Below are 18,452 nucleotides of genomic sequence, written 5' to 3'. Positions count from 1 at the left end.
CCTGCACGGACATGCTGACCGTTAGCGGTCTTTCCAAGCGTTACCCAGGAGCCAGCCGGCCGCTGTTCGGTGCGCTCGATTTCCGCATCGCGGCAGGCGAGATCGTGGCCCTGGTCGGCGAATCGGGCGTAGGCAAGAGCACGCTGCTGAACTGCATCGCCGGCCTCGAGAGCGCCGACCGCGGCGCGATTTGCATTGGCTCGCAGGCCCTGGACATCGTCCGGCTCGATGAAACTGCCCGGGCGGCGCTGCGGGCGCGGCACATCGGCTTCGTCTTTCAGGCATTTCATGTGCTGCCGACGCTGAATGTGGCGCAGAACATCAGCGTGCCGCTGCTGCTTTGCGGCGTGCCGGCCGGCGAACACGCAGCTCGCACGCAGGCGCTGCTCGAACGCGTCGGACTGGCCGGTTTCGGCGAACGCTGGCCGGCGTCGCTGTCGGGCGGCGAGCTGCAGCGGGTGGCGATTGCGCGCGCGCTGGTGCACCAGCCGGCGCTGATCCTGGCCGACGAGCCGACCGGCAACCTCGATCCGCGCACCGCCGGCGAGGTGCTGTCGCTGCTGCTCGAAAGAGTCCGCGAGCAGCAGGCCAGCGCGCTGATCGTCACCCATTCGCAGCTGCTTGCGCAGTGCTGTGACCGCATCCTGACGCTGACGCCGGACGGCCTGAAATGACCACGCTGGCCTGGTGGCTGATCCGCGCGCAGTTCCGCACACGCCGCGCAGCGACGCTGTTGTCGATGCTGGCGATCGCCCTCGGGGTCGCGCTCGGCTACGCGATCCACCTGATCAACGACGCCGCACTGGCCGATTTCGCGCGCGCCATGCAGACCGTGCAGGGCGACCCGGATGCGCTGCTCGCCGCCCGCAACAGTGCCGGCAGCGTTCCCCTGGAAACCATCAACGACATCGCCCGCGACCCGGCGGTACTGGTCATCGCGCCGGTGATCGAAACGCGCGTGCGCATTGAACCGGCGCGCACACCGGTGCGGCTGATCGGCCTCGATGTGTTCAGCGCCGCAGCGGTGATGCCAAAGCTGCTGCCACGCCAGAGCGATCGCATCGCCGGCAGCCTCTTCGACGGCGGTGTCTATGTTTCACCGGCGCTGCTCGGCCAGCTCGGGCTGCCGGCTGGGGCGGCGGTGACGCTGCGGCGTGGTGATCAGCACTGGGCCACGACGATTGCCGGCGACCTGCCAGGCACCGGACCCGACGACCTGTTGCTGGTCGCCGACATCGCCTGGGTGCAGGAACACTTCGGACCAGCCAACGCCGTCAGCGAGGGTCGCGTGCGCCTCGCGCCTGCGACCGACCCGGCGAGCTGGCGGGCGGCGCTGGCAGAACGGTTGCCGACCGACCTGCTGCTGCGTGCCCCCAACGACGAAAGTGCGCGCGTTTCCAACCTGTCGCGTGCTTACCGTGTCAACCTCAACGTGCTGGCGCTGGTCGCCCTGCTGACCGGTGCCTTCCTGGTCTTTGCGACGCAACTGACGGCGGTCGCGCAGCGTTCGACACAGTTTGCACTGCTTGGCGTGCTCGGTCTCTCTCCACGCCTGCGCCTGCTGCAGGTCCTGCTCGAAGGGCTCGCAATCGGCGTACCGGGCTCGCTGCTCGGCCTGACGCTCGGTTACGCGCTGGCGCTGGCCTTCACGCAACTGCTCGGTGGCGACCTCGGCGGCGGTTATTTCGCGGGCAGTGCGCCGCGGATCGTTCCGCAAATGCTGCCCGCCTTGATCTTTCTGGCGCTCGGCTGCACCGCCAGCCTCGCCGGCGCGCTCTACCCGGCGCACCTGAACCGCGTGCAGCCGCTGGCGCAAGCGCTGAAAATCGGTTTCGCGCAACGCCCGCCGGCCGACGATGCGCGGCGTGTCAGGCGCCTGCTCCCGGTATTGCTGGTGCTGGCTGCGGTCGCCCTGACGCAGTTGCCACCGCTTTTCGAGCTGCCGCTCGCCGGTTATACGGCCATTGCCCTGGTCCTGGTGATCGGCATCGCCAGTGCGCCGCTGCTCACGCAGAACGTGTTTGGCGGATTCGCCCGGCGCAGTTTGCCGGCGCCGCAACGGATCGCCATCCAGAATGTCGCGCAGGCGCCGCTGATGGCGCAGGTGGCGGCGAGCGGTCTGATCGTCAGCTTCGCCCTGACCGCCAGCATGGTGATCATGGTGTCGAGCTTTCGCGTCGCCGTAGACCATTGGCTGGACGAGGTGTTGCCGGCACCGCTGTATCTGCGCAGCAAGTCCACGCCCTTGCCGCAGGAGCTGCTCGCTGCGCTGACCCGGCCCGATGCGCCGTTCGCTCGTGTCGAGCAGAGCGCGCAGGCCTCGCTGACCATCGACCCGCAGCGGCCGAACGTCGCGCTGCTGGTGCGCGAGATAGAGCGCAGCCATCCGGAAGCGCGCCTGCCATTCACCGGGCCGGTGCTGGCGCCACCGGTGGGCGGCATCGCCGTGGTCTGGATCAGCGAAGCGCTGCACGAGATTTACCGCATCACGCCAGGTCAGACCTTGCGCCTGCCGCTGCTCGGACGCGCCATCGAAGTCTTCGTTGGCGGCGTCTGGCGCGACTATTCCCGGCAGTTCGGCGCGATCGCGATCAGCCGTGACGATTACCAGCGCCTGGGCGGCGATTTCCAGCCCACCGACCTCGCACTGTGGCCGCGGCCCGGCCAGGAAGCCGCTGCCATTGCCTGGCTCGCGCCCTACACCGGCCAGTACGGATTTGAAGTGGCCGACGCGGCCGAGATTCGCCGGTTGAGCCTGTCGATTTTCGACAAGAGCTTTGCCGTGACCTACGCGCTCGAAGCTGCAGCGATGCTGATCGGACTGTTCGGGCTGGCGGTGACGCTCGCCGCCAGCGTCTGCTTGCGCGAACGCGAACTGGCAACGCTCGGCGCGCTCGGTTTCAGCCGCCGCATGCTGAGCCGCGCGGTGATACTCGAAGGCGCGCTGATCGCCGCCGTTGGCCTCTTGATCGGACTCGCCTGCGGCATCGCGATCGGTAGCATCCTGACCCAGGTCATCAACCCGCAGGCCTTTCACTGGCGAATGTCGCTGCACATTCCCTGGCCGGCCCTGCTGGTAGGCGCCGGGGCGACGCTGGCCGCGGCCGTGCTTGCCAGCCACTTTGCAGCGCGTCAGGCGACGCGGCTGCCGGTGGCGCAGGTCCTGGCCAGCGCCCAGTAAGCACCGCCGATGCGCCGCCGCCACTTCCTGGGCACGCCCTTGCTGCTACCGCTGCTGGCGCGTGCCGCGGCAGTCGAGAAGCCGGTCGCCTACCCGCCGGTAACGCCCGGACGCCGGCTCGAATTTCCGCGTGATCACGGCGCGCATCCGGATTTCCGGACCGAATGGTGGTACGTGACCGGCGCGCTGGATTCGCCCAGGCCAGACACCGGTTTTCAGCTCACCTTCTTCCGCAGCCGGACCGGTCGCGCCGAAACACTGCGCTCGCCGCTGGCCGCGCGTCAGATTCTCTTCGCGCACGCCGCACTGACCGTCCCCGGCGAGCGGCTGTGGCACGCCGAACGGGCCGCGCGCGCCGATCTCGGCGCCGGCTTTTCGCGTCTCGACTGCGATGTCTCGATCGGCGCCTGGCGCATGCTTCGGCAGCAGCGCAGCGCGGGCGAAGTGTTCCGACTGCAGATGCAGAGCCCGCAGTTCTCGTACGACCTGACCCTCACGCCGTCGCAGCCGCTGCTGCTGCAGGGCGAGAACGGTTATTCACGCAAGGGGCACGGACCGGAGTCGGCGAGCTACTACGTGAGCTGGCCGCAGTTGCTGGTCGCCGGAGAACTGGTGCAGGACGGTCGGCGGCAGGCAGTCAGCGGCCGCGCCTGGTTCGATCACGAATGGTCAACCGCCTATCTCGGTGATGGTGCAGTCGGCTGGGACTGGCTGGGAATCAACCTAGCCGACGGGGGTGCGCTGATGGCCTTCCGCATGCGCGATGCCCAGGGACAGACACGCTTCGCGCATGCCACCTGGCGCGACGCCGCCGGCCACCTGCGCCAGTTCGGGTCGGACGCCGTCCGCTTCACGCCGCTACGCCGCTGGTCGTCCCCGCGTAGCGGCGCCAGTTATCCGGTGCAACTGGAAATCCGCTGCGGCGAGCACACGCTGCGGACGCTGCCGGTGCTCGACGATCAGGAACTGTCCACCAGCCGGCCGGCGCCGGTGGTGTATTGGGAAGGGCTGGTCAGGGTCGAAGGCAGCCTCAGCGGTCGCGGCTATCTCGAAATGACTGGTTATTCTGGCAGATTGCAGGTGTAAGAGGTGTGAATGAAAGTGTTGTGAGGGACCGACAGGCTCCCCCCGCAAGAGGGAGGGGTGATCACCGATGTCAACGCATCTCGGTCGAACAAGGCACTTCGACCCTCACTTTCATTCTCACCCCCACGGATCAGGTGCTCGCCTGCGACCGGCCAAGCTGATAAATTACACTGTTTACGATTTAAACCGACTTTATGCTACCCAAATCCCTGCTACTGGAGCGCTGCCATGACTGCTGAACCGTGGGTGTCCGTGGACCAGATGGCCGCGCATCTGGGGGTCACGCGCGATTCAATCTACCGCTGGATCGACCGCAAGGCCCTGCCCGCGCACCGCGTCGGGCGCTTGTGGAAGTTCAAGGTATCGGAAGTCGATGCGTGGGTGCGCGCGGGCGGCGCCGACGAACACAAGGATCAGGACTGAGGGGGCGACAGTGGCATTCAACGAAGAAGAAACCCGCTTTCACCTCATCGATCCGGTGTTGCGCCGCAAGGGGTACGACGACCCGCAGCGCATCCGGCTGGAAACCCCCGCTCCGGTCGAGCCGGCCGGGCCGAAGGGCCGCCGCAGCAAGCGGGGCGGGCGAACCGATTATCTGCTGTGCGTGCAGGTGGGCGACATGCCCAAGCCGCTGCCGGTCGCCGTGCTGGAAGCCAAGCGAGAAAGCGAAGACCCGCTCAAGGGCATGGAGCAGGCCAAGGGCTATGCGGACTGCACACGCTTTGACGTGCTGTACGTTTTCGCCAGCAACGGCCACCTCTACGGCGATTTCGACAAGCCCAGCGGCATCCAGACCGGCCCGCATCCGCTGGAAGATTTCCCGTCACATCCCGACTTGTGCGCGCGTTACGCCAAGGACAAGGGCGTGGATCTGGCATCAATCGATGCCGCGCTGTTGTTCCAGGCCGACAGCCCGGCGTGGTCGGCCACACGCTATTACCAGGACGCGGCCATCCGCGCCGCCTTCGAGAAGATCATCCTGGCACGACAGGCGGGACCGCCATCTGGGCATGGGCCACGCGTGCTGCTCACGCTCGCTACCGGCGCGGGCAAGACCATCATCGCCACCAACCTGCTATGGCGCATGGCGCAAGCGGGTCTATTGCCCAAGCCCGTGCTGTTCCTGTGCGACCGCGACGAGCTGCGCGAGCAGGCCTACACCAGGCTCAAGGCCGCCTTCGGCGGCAATGCCCGCATCGTGGAAACCGAACGACGTGGCGAGCGCGGCCACGGTGCTGTCAACAATGCCGCCGCCAATGCGCGCATCCACATCGCCACCTACCAGACGCTGGGCATCGACGAAAACGGCGACGGCAGCTTCCTCACCGATCACTACGGCGAGGATTCCTTCAGCGTCATCATCATCGACGAATGCCACCGCTCGGCATGGGGCAAGTGGTCACAGGCGCTGACGCGCAACCCCAATGCCATCCACATCGGCCTGACCGCCACGCCGCGCAAGCTCAAAGTCCCGAAGAACGAAAAGAAATCGAAGGACGTCGAGGCTGCCATCGCCGCAGACGATGCGATCACCGCGCACAACGTCGAGTATTTCGGCGAACCCGTGTACGAATACACGTTGGCGCAGGCGCAAGAAGACGGTTACCTGGCCGCCTGCGAAATCGTCAAGCGCAAGGCCGACATCGATGCACGCATCTTCACCCGCGAGGAAATCCTCAAAGCGGGCGTCAGGGACATCAAGACCGGCAAGCCGCTCGCCGAGGAAGACCTCACCCGGAAGGAATACACCAGCAAGGACTTTGACGACGAACTGTTCATCGATCTGCGCACGCCGAAAATGTGCGAAGACCTGTTCAGGCTCTTGTGCGAAAACGGCGGGCCAGAACAGAAAGTCATCATCTTCTGCACCCGCGACCTGCATGCCGACCGCGTGGCGATGCAGATGAACAAGCTCTACGCCCAGTGGTGTAAGCAAAAAGGCCAGCCGCGCAAGGACGACTACGCCTTCAAATGCACCGCCAGCGGTGGCGCGGACAAGATCGAAGTCATGCGCGGCTCAGGCGAGCGCTCCTTCATCGCCTGCACCGTGGATTTGCTGGAAGCCGGCGTGGACATCGAGCGCCTGAACGCCGTGGTGTTCTTCCGCTACCTGCAATCGGCGATCAAGTTCTACCAGATGGTCGGGCGCGGCACGCGCATCCACGAAGAAACGCAGAAATACAAGTTCTGGCTCTACGACTACACCGGTGTCACCGACCTGTTCGGAGTGGATTTCATCACCCAGCCGCCGCACCCTGGCGGCGGGGGCGGAAGTGATGGCGGTGACGGTGGCGGCGGTGGTGACGCGGGCGAGGGCGAGGGGTCGCACGTCGCCGAGATCCGCGCACCATACGATGTCATCGTCAACGCCCAGGGCCGCTTCATCCTCGCTAACCGTGGCGGTGTCGCCACGCCAATCCCGGTGGACGACTATCGGCGCGAGGTCATCGCCCGTGTACTCGCCGAGGCGCACAACCTCGACGACTTTCGCGCGCTGTGGATCGAAGCGAAAAAGCGCCGCCAGTTGATCGACCACCTGCTGGGCGATCACTACGTTCCGGATTTGGTGCGCGATGCCGAGCAGATGGACGAGTTCGATTTGTTCGATGTGTTCGGAAAATATGGCTACAACGCCCGCGCGCTGAAAAGGCCCGAGCGCGGTGCGGAATACGTGAGCGCTAACGCCGCGTGGTTCGCGGGCATGGACCCCCAATCCGCCATCGTGCTCAAGGGCCTGGGCACGCAGTTCGCGCAGGGCGGCACCGATGCCCTGGAAAAGCAGGAACTGTGGGCCGTGCCGGAAATCGCGCGGGCCGGCGGGCTGGAGGCGCTGCGGGCGCTGGGCAAGCCGGTGCAGGTGATGCGGGACGCGAAGATGAGGTTGTTTGGGGTATGAGCGAGGTCGAACTGCGCGAAGTCGCTCAAGTTGTATCCGGTCAACACCTGCTCGATGGCCAGCACAACACATCGGGAAAGGGCATCGGCTATCTGACAGGGCCATCAGATTTTGGATTAGATAAACCGGTGATTTCGAGATGGACGGAAACGCCAAAGGCAATCTGTGAGCCAGGCGATGTGTTGGTTACGGTAAAGGGCGCGGGTGTAGGAAAGGTTAACTTTGCGCCGGATACAAAAGCCGCCATCGGCCGCCAGATCATGGCTGTCCGCAGCGACTCCACGCGACTTGACTCGAACTATCTTGCAGCTTTCCTTCAAGCGCAATTGTCGTATTTTCAGGAAAGAGCGGTTGGCGCAACTGTTCCCGGCCTATCGCGAGGCGATCTGGAAGAAATCGTTTTACCGTTTCCTCCGCTTTCCGAACAACGCCAAATCGCCGCCCGCCTGAAAGCCCAACTGGCCGAAGTGGAAATCGCGCGGCAGGCGGCGCAGGTGCAGGTACAAGAGGCGGACGTCTTGCGCGCAGCGGTTTACCGTGAGGCATTTTGCCATGTGGTTCCTGTCACCGTTCCGCCGCAATTCGAGGACGCTCCAGATGGCTGGCGATGGCGCAAGCTGACCGACATTGCACGCTTGGAAAGTGGTCACACGCCCAGCCGACAACGCCCGGAATGGTGGGGTGGCGACGTATCATGGATTTCGCTGACCGAAATTCGCGCTCTCGATGGTCAGTGGGTGCAAAGTACCCAGCTTCGCACCAACGACCTGGGTATCGCCAACTCTTCAGCGCGCATCCTGCCGTGTGGCACGGTGTGTTTCTCGCGGACAGCCTCCGTGGGCTTTGTCACCCTCATGGCTGCGCCGATGGCAACCAGCCAGGACTTCGCCAACTGGGTGTGTGGCGATGAACTGGAGCCTGAGTTTCTGATGCATGCGCTTATCCGGTCGCGCACGGAATTGCGCGACCTCGCCACCGGCGCGACCCACAAGACCATCTATATGCCGACGTTGGAAGCCTTCCAGCTGTGCGCGCCTGGCATTACCGACCAACGCCGCATCGTCAGTCGTCTAAAATCCCAACTCGCCGAAACTGACACCATCGCCCAAGCCGCCGCCGCGCAACTGGCTGAGATCGAATGCCTGCCGTCGCGTCTCCTCGCCCAGGCCTTCAACAACGGAGAGGCAACACCATGACTACCGATCCCCAAACGGTCGATTCGACCGACTTCGCCACTATCGCGCAATTGATCGCCAGCGCCCGGCAAAGCGCCGTGCAGGCGGTCAATACCACGCTGATCGAGCTGTATTGGCAGATCGGCGAACACATCAGCCGCAAGATCGCCGCCTCGGAATGGGGCGACGGCGTGGTGGATCAACTGGCCCGCTATCTGGCCCAAACGCAACCTGGTCTGCGCGGCTTTACTCGCGCCAACCTGTTTCGGATGCGGCAGTTTTACGAGGCCTATCCCGACCCTGAAATTGTCTCGGCACTGCTGAGACAATTGCCCTGGACGCATCACCTCATCATCCTGAGCCAGAGCAAGCGCCCTGAAGAACGTGAGTTTTATCTACGCACTGCAGTGCAGGAGAAGTGGAGCAGCCGCCAACTGGAGCGGCAGTTCAAGACGGCGCTGTTCGAGCGTGCGGTGCTGGCACCGGCGAAAGTCTCATCACTGACGCGACAAATCCACCCAGATGCCGCCAGCGTCTTCAAAGACAGCTATCTGCTTGAGTTCCTGGACCTTCCCCAAGGTCATGCCGAAGCCGATTTGCATCGCGGCCTGCTCTCGCGGCTCAAGGACTTTTTGATCGAGCTGGGGCGTGATTTCTGCTTTGTCGGCAGCGAGTATCCGGTACAGGTCGGTGGGCGCGACTTCGCGCTGGACTTGCTGTTTTTCCATCGCGGCTTGAACAGCCTGGTGGCCATCGAGCTGAAAGTCGGACGCTTCGAACCGGAATATCTGGGCAAGCTGAACTTCTATCTGGAAGCCCTGGATCGGGACGTGAAGAAGCCGCACGAGAACCCCGCCATCGGCGTGCTGTTGTGCGCAAGCAAGGATGACGAGGTGGTCGAGTACGCCCTGAGCCGGAGCACTTCGCCCGCGCTGATCGCCGAATACCAGACCCAACTGCCCGACAAAGCCTTGTTGCGGGCAAAGCTGCATGAGTTTTATCTGCAAAACACACCAACATTGACCGGGGACACTGACTGAACATGGCCCGCCTGCAGACATCCGAAAAACCACCCAAGGCCATCGCGTCCTCGCAATCGCTCTCGGCCTTCGTCAAGAGCATCTGCGACGTGATGCGCCGCTCCAACTGCGCCAGCGCCTTGCAATACGTGCCAGAACTGACGTGGATTCTGTTCCTGCGCATCCTCGACGCGCAGGAAGCGCGCGAGGCGGAGCAGGCCGCGGTGCTGGGCGCGGAGTTCTCGCCCGCGCTGCAAGCGCCCTACCGCTGGCAAGACTGGGCCGCGCCATGGTCGGACCGGGCCGATCATCCGCAAACCTCGGACGGCAAAGCGCAGGGCTGGAAGCGCCAGGAGCTCTTTGCCGCCGGTGACGGTCGGCTGTTCGACTTCATCAACAAGACATTGTTGCCGCACCTGCACGCACTGGATGTGGACCCGCGCACGAATCTGCCGAATCCAGTGGCGACACCGAAGCAGCGCATCATCGGCCGCATCATGACGGCGGTGGAGCGCGTGCGCGTGGATGACGAGGCCAACCTGCGCGACATCCTCGATCGCGTGCATGAGATCAGCATCGATCACATCGACGACACGCATTTCTTCACGCTGTCGCAGGTGTATGAAGACCTGCTGCTGAAGATGGGCGAAAAGAACTCCGACGGCGGCCAGTTCTTCACCCCGCGCGAAGTGATCCGCGCCATGGTGCATACCGTGAACCCGTCGCTGGGCAGGACGGTTTATGACCCGTGTTGCGGCACCGGCGGCTTTCTCGCCGTGGCCTACGAGCACATGGTGCGCAAGCTGGGCAATGCGGCGGCCAGCACGGACATTGAAAGGCTCAAACACGACACCTTCTTCGGGCGCGAGAAGGAGAACCTTGTGTTCCCCATTGCGCTGGCCAATCTGGTGCTGCATGGCATCGACCAGCCGAACCTGTGGCACGGTAATTCGCTGACGCGCCGGGCCACCTACGCCGCGTTGTTCGAGCACGCGCCCGCCCAGTTCGACGTGATCCTGACCAATCCGCCCTTCGGCGGCAAGGAGGGCAAGGACGCGCAGAAGAATTTCGCCTTCGAGACCGGCGCCACGCAGGTGCTGTTCGTTCAGGACATTCTGGCTGAACTCGCGCCGGGCGGCACCTGCGCCATTGTGCTCGATGAGGGCTTGCTGTTCCGCACCAACGAAAGCGCCTTCGTCGAGACCAAGCGCAAGCTCACCGACGAATGCGCGCTGTGGGCCATCGTCAGCCTGCCCGGTGGTGTGTTCTCCACGGCGGGCGCGGGCGTGAAGACCAATCTGCTGTTCTTCACCAAGGGCAAAAAGACCGAACGCATCTGGTATTACGATTTGTCGTGGGTCAAAGTGGGCAAGAAAACGCCGCTGACGCTGGCGCACTTCGGCTTCGGCAAGGACGGTGAGGCGCTCGGCGATGACGCCTTGCCCGCCATCCTCACCGCCGATTTGCAGGCTGATTCGCAAGCCGACGCGGAGAACTCTGGCAAGCCTTTTCCCAGCTATGCCCGGCAACTGGCCCAACGCGACACGCCCAGCGGCGACAGCCGCTATTCGTGGACGGTGGACTTCCCGCCCGCCGCGCCCAGGCACGCGAGGCCATGCAGCCGCTGCTGGACAAGGCCGCCGACATCAAGGAAGCCGTGATCGATCGGAAGGAAGACCTCAAGCGACTGAAGAAGGGCAAGGCCGATGAAAAAAAGATCGAGGCGCTGGAGGCGGACATCCGCGAACAGGAAAAAGCGGCTCGCGATCTCGAAGCCGAGTCCGCCGCCATCGACGCAGCCGTGTTCGACCTGAAAGCGGTCAACCCGAATGCCGTGACGGTCGCGGACGAGCGCACGCCGGGTGAGATCATCGAGAGCATCGCGGCGCAGGGGCGCATCGTTACGGATGCACTGGCACGTTTGAATACGTTGATGACGGTGTCGCAGATGCCGGAGTGAAAGAATGATCGCAGCCTCCCAAGTACTCTCCGGTACTTTTGAGTGGCGTCAAACAGCGGTACAATGCCCATTCAACCCTCAGATCATTAAGGATTTGGCATGGCTCAGCAACAAGACTCTTCACGGGCGATTCTGATCATTACCATCATTGTTGCCGTTGTTCTGATCGTCATCATCTGGCCGCTTTCCATGATCGGCAAAGGCCGCGTCACGGCGGGCGCCGGTGATGAGCCGGAAGGCCGCATTCAGCCGGTGGCGAAGCTGGAATTGGCGAAAGCCACTGCGGTGAAGAGCGACGGCAAGCCGCGCGACGGCGCCACCGTCTATAACTCGGTGTGCATGGCCTGCCACGCCAGCGGCGCAGCCGGCGCGCCGAAAGCGGGCGACAAGGCGGCCTGGGCTGCACGGATGGGCGCCGGCACGGCGGCGATGGTCAAGAGTGCCCTCAACGGCAAGAATGCGATGCCGGCCAGGGGCGGTAATCCCGACCTGAGCGACGCCGAGGTCAAGGCGGCGGTCGAGCACCTGCTGGGTCTCTCCAGGTGAGTCAGGTCGTGCGCCGGCAAACCGGCGCACGACAGCCAAACTATTTTCCCTTGTTCAGCATCGCCTTGAGTGCTGAAAAGCGTTCGGCGTTGGCCATCCTGTCCGGTGCGGTTTCGCTCCTGCCCCCCGAGAAGCGCAGGTCGTCGCTGCCCATTTCGGCGATGAATCGCGATGCCTGACAGGGAACCACCTCCCGGCCCTGCTGGCGCTTTTCGGCATAGCTCAGGTGCAGTGATCGCTGGGCGCGCGTGATCCCTACGTACATCAGGCGGCGCTCTTCCTCGGTGCGGTTTTCGGTTTCGGCATCGCGGTGCGGCAGAACGCCTTCCTCGATACCGATCAGGAAAACATGCTTGAACTCCAGGCCCTTGGCGGCGTGCAGGGTCGACAGCCGAACGGCATCGATGTCGGCGTCCTGCTCGTCGAGACGATTGATCAGTGCGATGGTCTGGGCGAGGTCCAGCAGCGTTTTCCGGTCTTCGTCGCCCTTCCTGCTCAACCAGTCGCAGAATTCCTGGACATTGCCCCATTTGATCTGTGCCGTGCGCGCATCATCCTGGTCGTACAACCACGCTTCGTAAGCGATCGCGGTGAGCAGCGCGGTGATCACCTGTCCCGCCGGTTTGCACCCGGCACGTGCCTTCAGGCGCTCGATGAATGCGCAGAACTCGAGCAGGGGCGCCAGCTGGCGTGCCTGAACGCGCGGCACGAAACCTTGTTCGCAAGCGGCAGCAAAGAGTGAAATCCGGCGTTCGCCGGCATAGCTGCCGAGCGCCTGCAGGGTGCTGCTGCCGACGCCACGCCGGGGTGTGCCGATGGCGCGGAGGAAGGCCGGATCGTCATCTTGGTTGGCGAGCAGGCGCAGATAGGAAGTGATGTCCTTGATCTCGGCCTTTTCGAAAAAGGACTGGCCGCCAGACAACAGGTAGGGGACGCGCTGCTGGCGCAGGAATTTCTCGACGGCACGGGCCTGGAAATTGCCGCGGTAGAGGATCGCATAATCGCGGAATGCGCCCTGATGCTGAAAGCGGTGCGCCTGCAGCTTCATGACCACCGACTCGGCCTCCTTTTCCTTGTCCTGGCAGACATGGACAGTGATCGGATCGCCGTGGCCCAGTTCCGACCACAGCTTCTTGTCGAACAGTTTTTCATTGTGCGAGATCAGGGCGTTGGCTGCCTTGAGGATGCGTACCGTCGAGCGGTAGTTTTGTTCGAGCTTGATCAGTTTGAGATTCGGGTAGTCGCGCGGGAGCCCCCGCAGATTGGCGATGTCGGCGCCACGCCAGCCATAGATCGCCTGATCGTCGTCGCCAACCGCCGTAAACGCGGCGCGTGCTCCGGCCAGCAGCCTGAGCAATTGGTACTGGCTGGCGTTGGTATCCTGGTATTCATCGATCAGCAGATAACGCAGGCGGTTCTGCCATTTGTCGCGCACTGCCGGGTGGTTCTCGAAGAGCGCCACGGGAAGCGCGATCAGGTCGTCGAAATCGACGGCCTGGTATGCCTGCAGGGTTGCCGAATAGCTTGCGAAAGCATTCGCGGCGAGAATTTCGCTCTCGTTGCGGGCCTTCTTGCGCGCTAGGTCGGGTGAGACCAGCGCGCTTTTCCAGTTCGAAATCAGCGACTGCAGCTTGCGGATGGCCAGTTTGTCGGCGCTGCCGGCAAGCTCGGAAACGATGCCGAAGCAGTCGGTCGCATCGAGGATCGAAAAGCTCGGCTTGTAGCCGAGAACGCCCGCCTCTTCGCGCAGGATGCGCACCCCGAGCGCATGAAAGGTGGAAATCGTCAGCCCCCGCGATGGCTTGCCGACGAGCCGCTTGCTGACCCGTTCCTGCATCTCCCGCGCGGCCTTGTTGGTGAAGGTGATCGCCGCGATGTTGTCCGGGCTGAAGCCGCAGGACTCGATCAGGTAAACGATCTTTTCGGTGATCACGCGCGTCTTTCCCGATCCGGCGCCGGCCAGAACCAGCAGCGGGCCGTCGAGGTAGCGAATGGCTTCGCGTTGCGGGGGGTTGAGGACGGAGGTTGCGGACATCACGGAAGGGAACTGAAGCGGGGGGCGATTCTAGCACACGCCGAACGCTGCGACGCGTTTCCCCGCCCGGCCGATTTGCCATTACAGGGAGGATGTCTGTAGAATCGCGCCGCCTTCCAGGACCATCACCGGCAGAATCCGATATGGCCTGGAAAGCCAGTTAAATGGGCGGTCGGGGCCTTGCCCGGCCGCATTCTCGATGAATATGAAGGGGGTAGTGCATGACTGAGCAAAAGCTGGGTAATCCGGCTGTAGTAGGTCTGGCTGGTTTCGGCCTGACGACCATGGTGTTGCAGTTTCATAACGTGGGATGGATGGGATTGGGTCCGGTCGTATGGCTGGGTCTGATATTTGGGGGGCTGGCGCAGATGATCGCCGGGCTGCAGGAGATGAAGACCGGCAACAATTTCGGCTATTGCGCCTTCACCGGGTATGGCTGCTTCTGGATCGCGCTGGTGCTGCTCCTGATTGGCAACCACTACAACATTTATACCTCCAGCAAGACCGACGTCGGCTGGTTCCTGATCGCCTGGACACTATTCACGGTGATCCTGTGGATTGGTTCGATGCGCGTCAGCAGCGCGCTGGCACTGACCTTCACCCTGTTGCTGATCGGTTTCATTCTGCTCGACCTGGCGCACTTCGGCTATCCCGACCTGACCGTGGTGGCCGGCTATGAACTGATGGTGACCGCAGCGATGGCGTGGTACATCATGGCGCACATCATCTATGCCGATTTGTTTGGCCGGGACGTCCTTCCGGTTGGCAAGCCCTGGATCAATTAATTTGGTTGAGACTTTGGAACCCGCCGCTGGACGCGAAGAGTAGGGACCAGGGCCGATGTTCCATGCCTCTGAACAGCAGAAGGAGAAACGTGTGATGAAGTTTGCAACAACATTGGGATTGATGGGATTGCTGCTGGCCTGCGGCGCGGTTTGCGCCGCGGCACCGAGCGAAGCCGATGTGGGCAGTGCCGAAGAGACGGTCAACAAGGTGCGCGCTGCCGCCAGATTCCTGCACGAAAAGGGTCCGTCAGCCTATGCCGATTTCAATCAGAAGGACGGCAAATGGGTGTGGAAGGACAGCTACGTATTCGTCTATGACTGTCGCAAGGACCGGATGATCGCACATCCGATGCGTCCCGACCTGGTCGGCAAGCCGATCCTCCAGATTACCGACAACGCCGGCAAGTACATCTTCAAGGAACTCTGCAAGGCCGGCAACGAACCGCGGGGTGGCTGGGTAGAGTACAGCTGGCCTAAACCCGGTGCCGGACGACTGTCTCGTAAAATATCCTACGCCACGACCGCCGATATCTCGTTTGCCACAGGAATCCAGGTCAGCGCCGGTATATACGATGAGGGGATCACTCTCCCCGAACTGGCCAAGGTTCTCGAAAGAATGTCCGATCCTGCCAAGTATCCGGCCATGTAGTCGTTTCAGCAGCGTGGAGGACCCCGGCGGCGAGCCGGAGTCCATGCTTTTTCCCTCTCGGCATCCACTCTTTCAGGACTGCGGCCCAGTTGTTCCTTGGAACCTCCGGGCCGCAGGGGTACGACTACTCAAGCAGAGGTGTTGATGCGGGTCCCGACGGTTTGGCCGTTGAGATTGACCGTTGGAGCCGGCTCTTTGACGGCAGCGCCGCCATCGTCCGTGTCCACATCGTTCCCGACATCGCGCCCTGCCTGTTGAGCCTCGACGGCTTCGGCTTGCGCCTTGACTGCCGGGCTATACGACAAATTGCTACTGCTGGAACCAATCGAACTGACAGACATAGGCTATCTCCGGTGAGGCAAAGCTGGTGCGGAATGCACCATCAATGATCACGGCAAAATTCGAGGATTCTTGAATTTTTCAGCCAAACCGGGGCGCGGAAGCAGATTACACTGTCGGCGTAATTCCCGGCACAACTATCGCGAAATCCCGAGAACGCAGACCACGCCATTACATTGAAAGGAGGGTTGCATGGACAGTCTTTCCCTGTTTGCGGCGGTGATCGGCCTGCTCGTCGGCATGCTCATGGTCTGGCTGACCACTCGCAACCGAACATCCGCTACCAGCGATCAAGATCAGGCAGAGCGCGCAGTCGAACTTGCCACGGCCAGAGAACGGCTACGTGCCCTCGACGCCGAGCGCCTGCAACTGATCGGTGCGCAGGAAGAGTTGAAGGCACAAGCCGTCGAGTTGCGGGATGCACTCGATGACGCCTGCAACGAGCGTGCCCAGCTCAGTGAGCGTGCCTTGCGCGTGCGGGTGCTTGAGGAGAAACTTGCCGAAGTTGAACGGAACCTTGCCGAAACGCGCCGGCAATCTGCCGACCTGCGCGAGGACTCGGGCCGCGTCAATGCAGAACTCAGGGCCGAACGTGCGACCGTCGGCCTGCTCCGCGGCGAATTGCAGAGCGAAAAGGCGCAACGGGCGGCGGCCGAGCAGCGCGCCAATCGCCTTGACAGCGAGCTCGCCGAACTGACGACTCGCCTCGACGCCGAACGAAGTCAGGGCGAGGAAAAGCTCAATCTGCTCCTGCAGGCCAGGGAAGTCCTTGCCAATCAGTTCAAGAGCCTGGCCAACGACATCCTTGAAGAAAAGGCCAAACGCTTTACCGAGCAGAACCAGGCCAATATCGGCCAGTTGCTGGAGCCGCTGAAAACAAAATTGCAGGAGTTCCAGGGCAAGGTCGAAGAGGTTTATGTGCAGGAAGGCAAGGACCGCAGCGCACTTGCTGAACAGGTCCGGCATCTGATGGACCTCAATCACTCGTTGAGTCAGGATGCCAAGAACCTGACGCGGGCGCTCAAGGGCTCGGGCAAGGCACAGGGTAACTGGGGGGAACTGGTGCTCGAGCGCGTCCTAGAAGCCTCCGGCCTGCGCAAGGGTGAGGAATATGAAGTCCAGGAGAGTCATCACCGGGCCGACGGCACGCGCGCGCAGCCCGACGTCGTCTTGCATCTGCCCGAGGACCGCCACCTCGTGGTGGATGCCAAGGCGTCGCTGACGGCCTACGAAGACTACGCCTCAGCCGAGGACGAGGGTGATCGTCAGGCGGCCATCAAACGCCACCTCGATTCCGTTCGCACGCATATCAAAGGCCTCTCGGACAGGAATTACCAACTGCTTTACGGGCTGAAATCGCTTGATTTCGTCTTGATGTTCGTCCCCATCGAGCCCGCCTTCATGCTGGCCGTCACGCATGATCGCGAGCTGTTCATGGATGCCTGGCAGCGAAACGTGTTGCTGGTCAGCCCTTCGACGCTGCTGTTTGTCGTTCGCACTGTTGCGCACCTCTGGCGGCAGGAAGCGCAAAGCCGGAACGCGCAGGAGATCGCCAGGCGCGGCGCGGAGCTTTACGACAAGCTGGTTGGTTTCGTCGTTGATCTGGAATCGCTTGGCAACCGTCTCAGGCAGGCGCAAAGGGATTATGACGAAGCGCATGGCAAACTCACCGGTGGGCGTGGCAACCTCATCCGCCAGGCTGAAATGCTCAAACAGTTGGGTGTCAAGCCGAGCAAGGCGTTGCCGACTGCACTGGTTGAAGTCGCCGGGGAGGGCAGCGGGGAAACGGCAGCGGTGGTGGCAATCCCGAGCGTTTAAACTTCAGGTAAACTCCGGCACAAGGTAGGGTCCTTACAAGCCTCCCAAACGGTTCACACATCAAGGATGCAAATGCCAAACTTCCACCCCATTTCCATCGACCGCTACGCCAACAAGGGCTGGCGGCGCGTTGCGGGTTATTCTTTCGCTGCTCACGAGACGATTGTTCCACTGACGGCTGGTGAATTTCCGCGCGCGCTGTTGAGTTTGCCCATTGCCTTTGTCGAACAGAATGAAGCCTTCATTCCTGTTGCTGTTCTGGGTGTGGCAACAGGCAGGAATCTGTTTGTCGCACCCGATGGTCGTTGGGTGGGAAAGTATGTTCCGGCCGTTATTCGAAGCTATCCTTTTGGCCTTGCCAACACGAATAAGGGTCAGCAGGTGCTGTGCATCGACGAAGATTCAGGACTCATTGGCGATAGCGGCGAGGGCGAACCTTTTTTCGATGATGCAGGCGGACCCTCGCCGGTGATTCAGGAGGTCCTCAATTTTCTGACCCAGATCGAGAACAGTCGGCAGCTCACCGTCAACGCCTGTGCGGTACTGAAGAAACACGAGCTGATCAAAGCCTGGCCAATTACTGTCAAGACCCAGGCTGGCGACCAGCCGGTTGGCGGCCTCTTTCAGATTGACGAACCCGTTCTTAACCAGTTATCGGCTGAAGCCCTACGGGAAGTCGCCCAAGCCGGTGCCCTGGTCATTGCGTACTGCCAATTGCTGTCGATGCAGCAGTTGCCCGTTCTCGGCGAGCTGGCTGAAGCCCATGCCAGTGCGGCCTCCCACGCGGCAGCGCATGCTCCGGCTTCTGCTGCCGGCCAGGAACTGACTCTGGACTACTTGAACAAGAACGAGACGCTCAGTTTTAGTGGGCTCCGTTAATGTATATACCGTGCGCGGTCACGATCGAATCTTCTGGAAGGTTTGGAAGTTCAGGGTCAATAGGGACTGTAGCGCCTTGGCGTG

Annotated in this window: 14 protein-coding genes and 1 pseudogene; 13 read left to right on the top strand and 2 right to left on the bottom strand. The window is 62.6% G+C overall.

The window, feature by feature from the left end:
* Positions 1-11: 11 nt before the first annotated feature.
* From AW06_RS14460 to AW06_RS14420, 9 genes and pseudogenes are all read left to right on the top strand, one after another.
* Positions 12-674: an ABC transporter ATP-binding protein gene (locus AW06_RS14460; RefSeq protein ID WP_034951476.1), complete on the top strand. Its 663-nt coding sequence runs from the start codon at positions 12-14 to the stop codon at positions 672-674.
* Positions 671-3,181, top strand: a complete 2,511-nt coding sequence (locus AW06_RS14455; RefSeq protein WP_034951474.1) for an ABC transporter permease — start codon at positions 671-673, stop codon at positions 3,179-3,181. The genes AW06_RS14460 and AW06_RS14455 overlap by 4 nt, the downstream gene beginning before the upstream one ends.
* Before the next feature lie 9 nt (positions 3,182-3,190).
* Positions 3,191-4,267, top strand: coding sequence for a lipocalin-like domain-containing protein (locus AW06_RS14450; protein ID WP_034951472.1), 1,077 nt, complete (start codon positions 3,191-3,193; stop codon positions 4,265-4,267).
* Between the two features lie 228 nt (positions 4,268-4,495).
* Positions 4,496-4,690, top strand: a complete 195-nt coding sequence (locus AW06_RS14445) for a helix-turn-helix domain-containing protein (RefSeq protein ID WP_034951470.1) — start codon at positions 4,496-4,498, stop codon at positions 4,688-4,690.
* Between the two features lie 10 nt (positions 4,691-4,700).
* Complete coding sequence (locus AW06_RS14440; protein ID WP_034951468.1) at positions 4,701-7,163, top strand: DEAD/DEAH box helicase family protein; 2,463 nt, start codon at positions 4,701-4,703, stop codon at positions 7,161-7,163.
* Positions 7,160-8,359 (top strand): restriction endonuclease subunit S, encoded by a 1,200-nt coding sequence (locus tag AW06_RS14435; RefSeq protein ID WP_034951467.1) that lies wholly within the window; start codon positions 7,160-7,162, stop codon positions 8,357-8,359. Before AW06_RS14440 ends, AW06_RS14435 begins: the two co-directional genes overlap by 4 nt.
* Complete coding sequence (locus tag AW06_RS14430; RefSeq protein ID WP_034951465.1) at positions 8,356-9,378, top strand: PDDEXK nuclease domain-containing protein; 1,023 nt, start codon at positions 8,356-8,358, stop codon at positions 9,376-9,378. Before AW06_RS14435 ends, AW06_RS14430 begins: the two co-directional genes overlap by 4 nt.
* A 2-nt stretch (positions 9,379-9,380) precedes the next feature.
* A pseudogene (locus AW06_RS14425) lies at positions 9,381-11,317 on the top strand (N-6 DNA methylase).
* A gap of 99 nt (positions 11,318-11,416) precedes the next feature.
* Positions 11,417-11,863 (top strand): c-type cytochrome, encoded by a 447-nt coding sequence (locus AW06_RS14420; RefSeq protein ID WP_034951464.1) that lies wholly within the window; start codon positions 11,417-11,419, stop codon positions 11,861-11,863.
* A gap of 40 nt (positions 11,864-11,903) precedes the next feature.
* Here the strand turns inward: AW06_RS14420 and AW06_RS14415 are convergent, their stop codons facing one another.
* Complete coding sequence (locus tag AW06_RS14415) at positions 11,904-13,898, bottom strand: UvrD-helicase domain-containing protein (protein ID WP_034951462.1); 1,995 nt, start codon at positions 13,896-13,898, stop codon at positions 11,904-11,906.
* 221 nt (positions 13,899-14,119) lie between these two features.
* Here AW06_RS14415 and AW06_RS14410 point away from each other — a divergent pair, with 221 nt between their 5' ends.
* Together AW06_RS14410 and AW06_RS14405 are read left to right on the top strand one after the other, a co-directional pair.
* Complete coding sequence (locus AW06_RS14410) at positions 14,120-14,683, top strand: GPR1/FUN34/YaaH family transporter (RefSeq protein ID WP_034951460.1); 564 nt, start codon at positions 14,120-14,122, stop codon at positions 14,681-14,683.
* A gap of 94 nt (positions 14,684-14,777) precedes the next feature.
* Positions 14,778-15,332 carry a cache domain-containing protein gene (locus AW06_RS14405; RefSeq protein WP_034951458.1) on the top strand — a complete coding sequence of 185 codons (555 nt, stop codon included), beginning with the start codon at positions 14,778-14,780 and terminating at the stop codon, positions 15,330-15,332.
* 128 nt (positions 15,333-15,460) lie between these two features.
* Here AW06_RS14405 and AW06_RS14400 read toward each other — a convergent pair whose 3' ends face one another.
* Complete coding sequence (locus AW06_RS14400) at positions 15,461-15,673, bottom strand: hypothetical protein (protein WP_034951456.1); 213 nt, start codon at positions 15,671-15,673, stop codon at positions 15,461-15,463.
* A 190-nt stretch (positions 15,674-15,863) separates the two neighbouring features.
* Between AW06_RS14400 and rmuC the strand changes: the two genes are divergently transcribed.
* Positions 15,864-17,489, top strand: a complete 1,626-nt coding sequence (rmuC, locus tag AW06_RS14395; protein ID WP_034951454.1) for a DNA recombination protein RmuC — start codon at positions 15,864-15,866, stop codon at positions 17,487-17,489.
* A gap of 66 nt (positions 17,490-17,555) precedes the next feature.
* The gene (locus tag AW06_RS14390; RefSeq protein ID WP_273704729.1) at positions 17,556-18,368 is read left to right on the top strand and encodes a SapC family protein; all 813 of its coding nucleotides are present in this window, start codon (positions 17,556-17,558) and stop codon (positions 18,366-18,368) included.
* The last annotated feature ends 84 nt before the right edge of the window (positions 18,369-18,452 follow it).

Origin of the sequence: Candidatus Accumulibacter cognatus, from assembly GCF_000584975.1 — a bacterium.
GTDB classification, from domain to species: Bacteria; Pseudomonadota; Gammaproteobacteria; order Burkholderiales; family Rhodocyclaceae; genus Accumulibacter; species Accumulibacter cognatus.
Note: the sequence above shows the minus strand (reverse complement) of the source record. Positions and strands in the feature narration are given on the sequence as shown.

Bases quoted from the DNA above. Each gene is read 5' to 3' on its own strand.
- AW06_RS14460 (WP_034951476.1), top strand. From the start codon at position 12: ATGCTGACCGTTAGCGGTCTTTCCAAGCGTTACCCAGGAGCCAGCCGG.
- AW06_RS14455 (WP_034951474.1), top strand. From the start codon at position 671: ATGACCACGCTGGCCTGGTGGCTGATCCGCGCGCAGTTCCGCACACGC.
- AW06_RS14450 (WP_034951472.1), top strand. From the start codon at position 3,191: ATGCGCCGCCGCCACTTCCTGGGCACGCCCTTGCTGCTACCGCTGCTG.
- AW06_RS14445 (WP_034951470.1), top strand. From the start codon at position 4,496: ATGACTGCTGAACCGTGGGTGTCCGTGGACCAGATGGCCGCGCATCTG.
- AW06_RS14435 (WP_034951467.1), top strand. From the start codon at position 7,160: ATGAGCGAGGTCGAACTGCGCGAAGTCGCTCAAGTTGTATCCGGTCAA.
- AW06_RS14430 (WP_034951465.1), top strand. From the start codon at position 8,356: ATGACTACCGATCCCCAAACGGTCGATTCGACCGACTTCGCCACTATC.
- AW06_RS14420 (WP_034951464.1), top strand. From the start codon at position 11,417: ATGGCTCAGCAACAAGACTCTTCACGGGCGATTCTGATCATTACCATC.
- AW06_RS14415 (WP_034951462.1), bottom strand. From the start codon at position 13,898: ATGTCCGCAACCTCCGTCCTCAACCCCCCGCAACGCGAAGCCATTCGC.
- AW06_RS14410 (WP_034951460.1), top strand. From the start codon at position 14,120: ATGACTGAGCAAAAGCTGGGTAATCCGGCTGTAGTAGGTCTGGCTGGT.
- AW06_RS14405 (WP_034951458.1), top strand. From the start codon at position 14,778: ATGAAGTTTGCAACAACATTGGGATTGATGGGATTGCTGCTGGCCTGC.
- AW06_RS14400 (WP_034951456.1), bottom strand. From the start codon at position 15,673: ATGTCTGTCAGTTCGATTGGTTCCAGCAGTAGCAATTTGTCGTATAGC.
- rmuC (WP_034951454.1), top strand. From the start codon at position 15,864: ATGGACAGTCTTTCCCTGTTTGCGGCGGTGATCGGCCTGCTCGTCGGC.
- AW06_RS14390 (WP_273704729.1), top strand. From the start codon at position 17,556: ATGCAAATGCCAAACTTCCACCCCATTTCCATCGACCGCTACGCCAAC.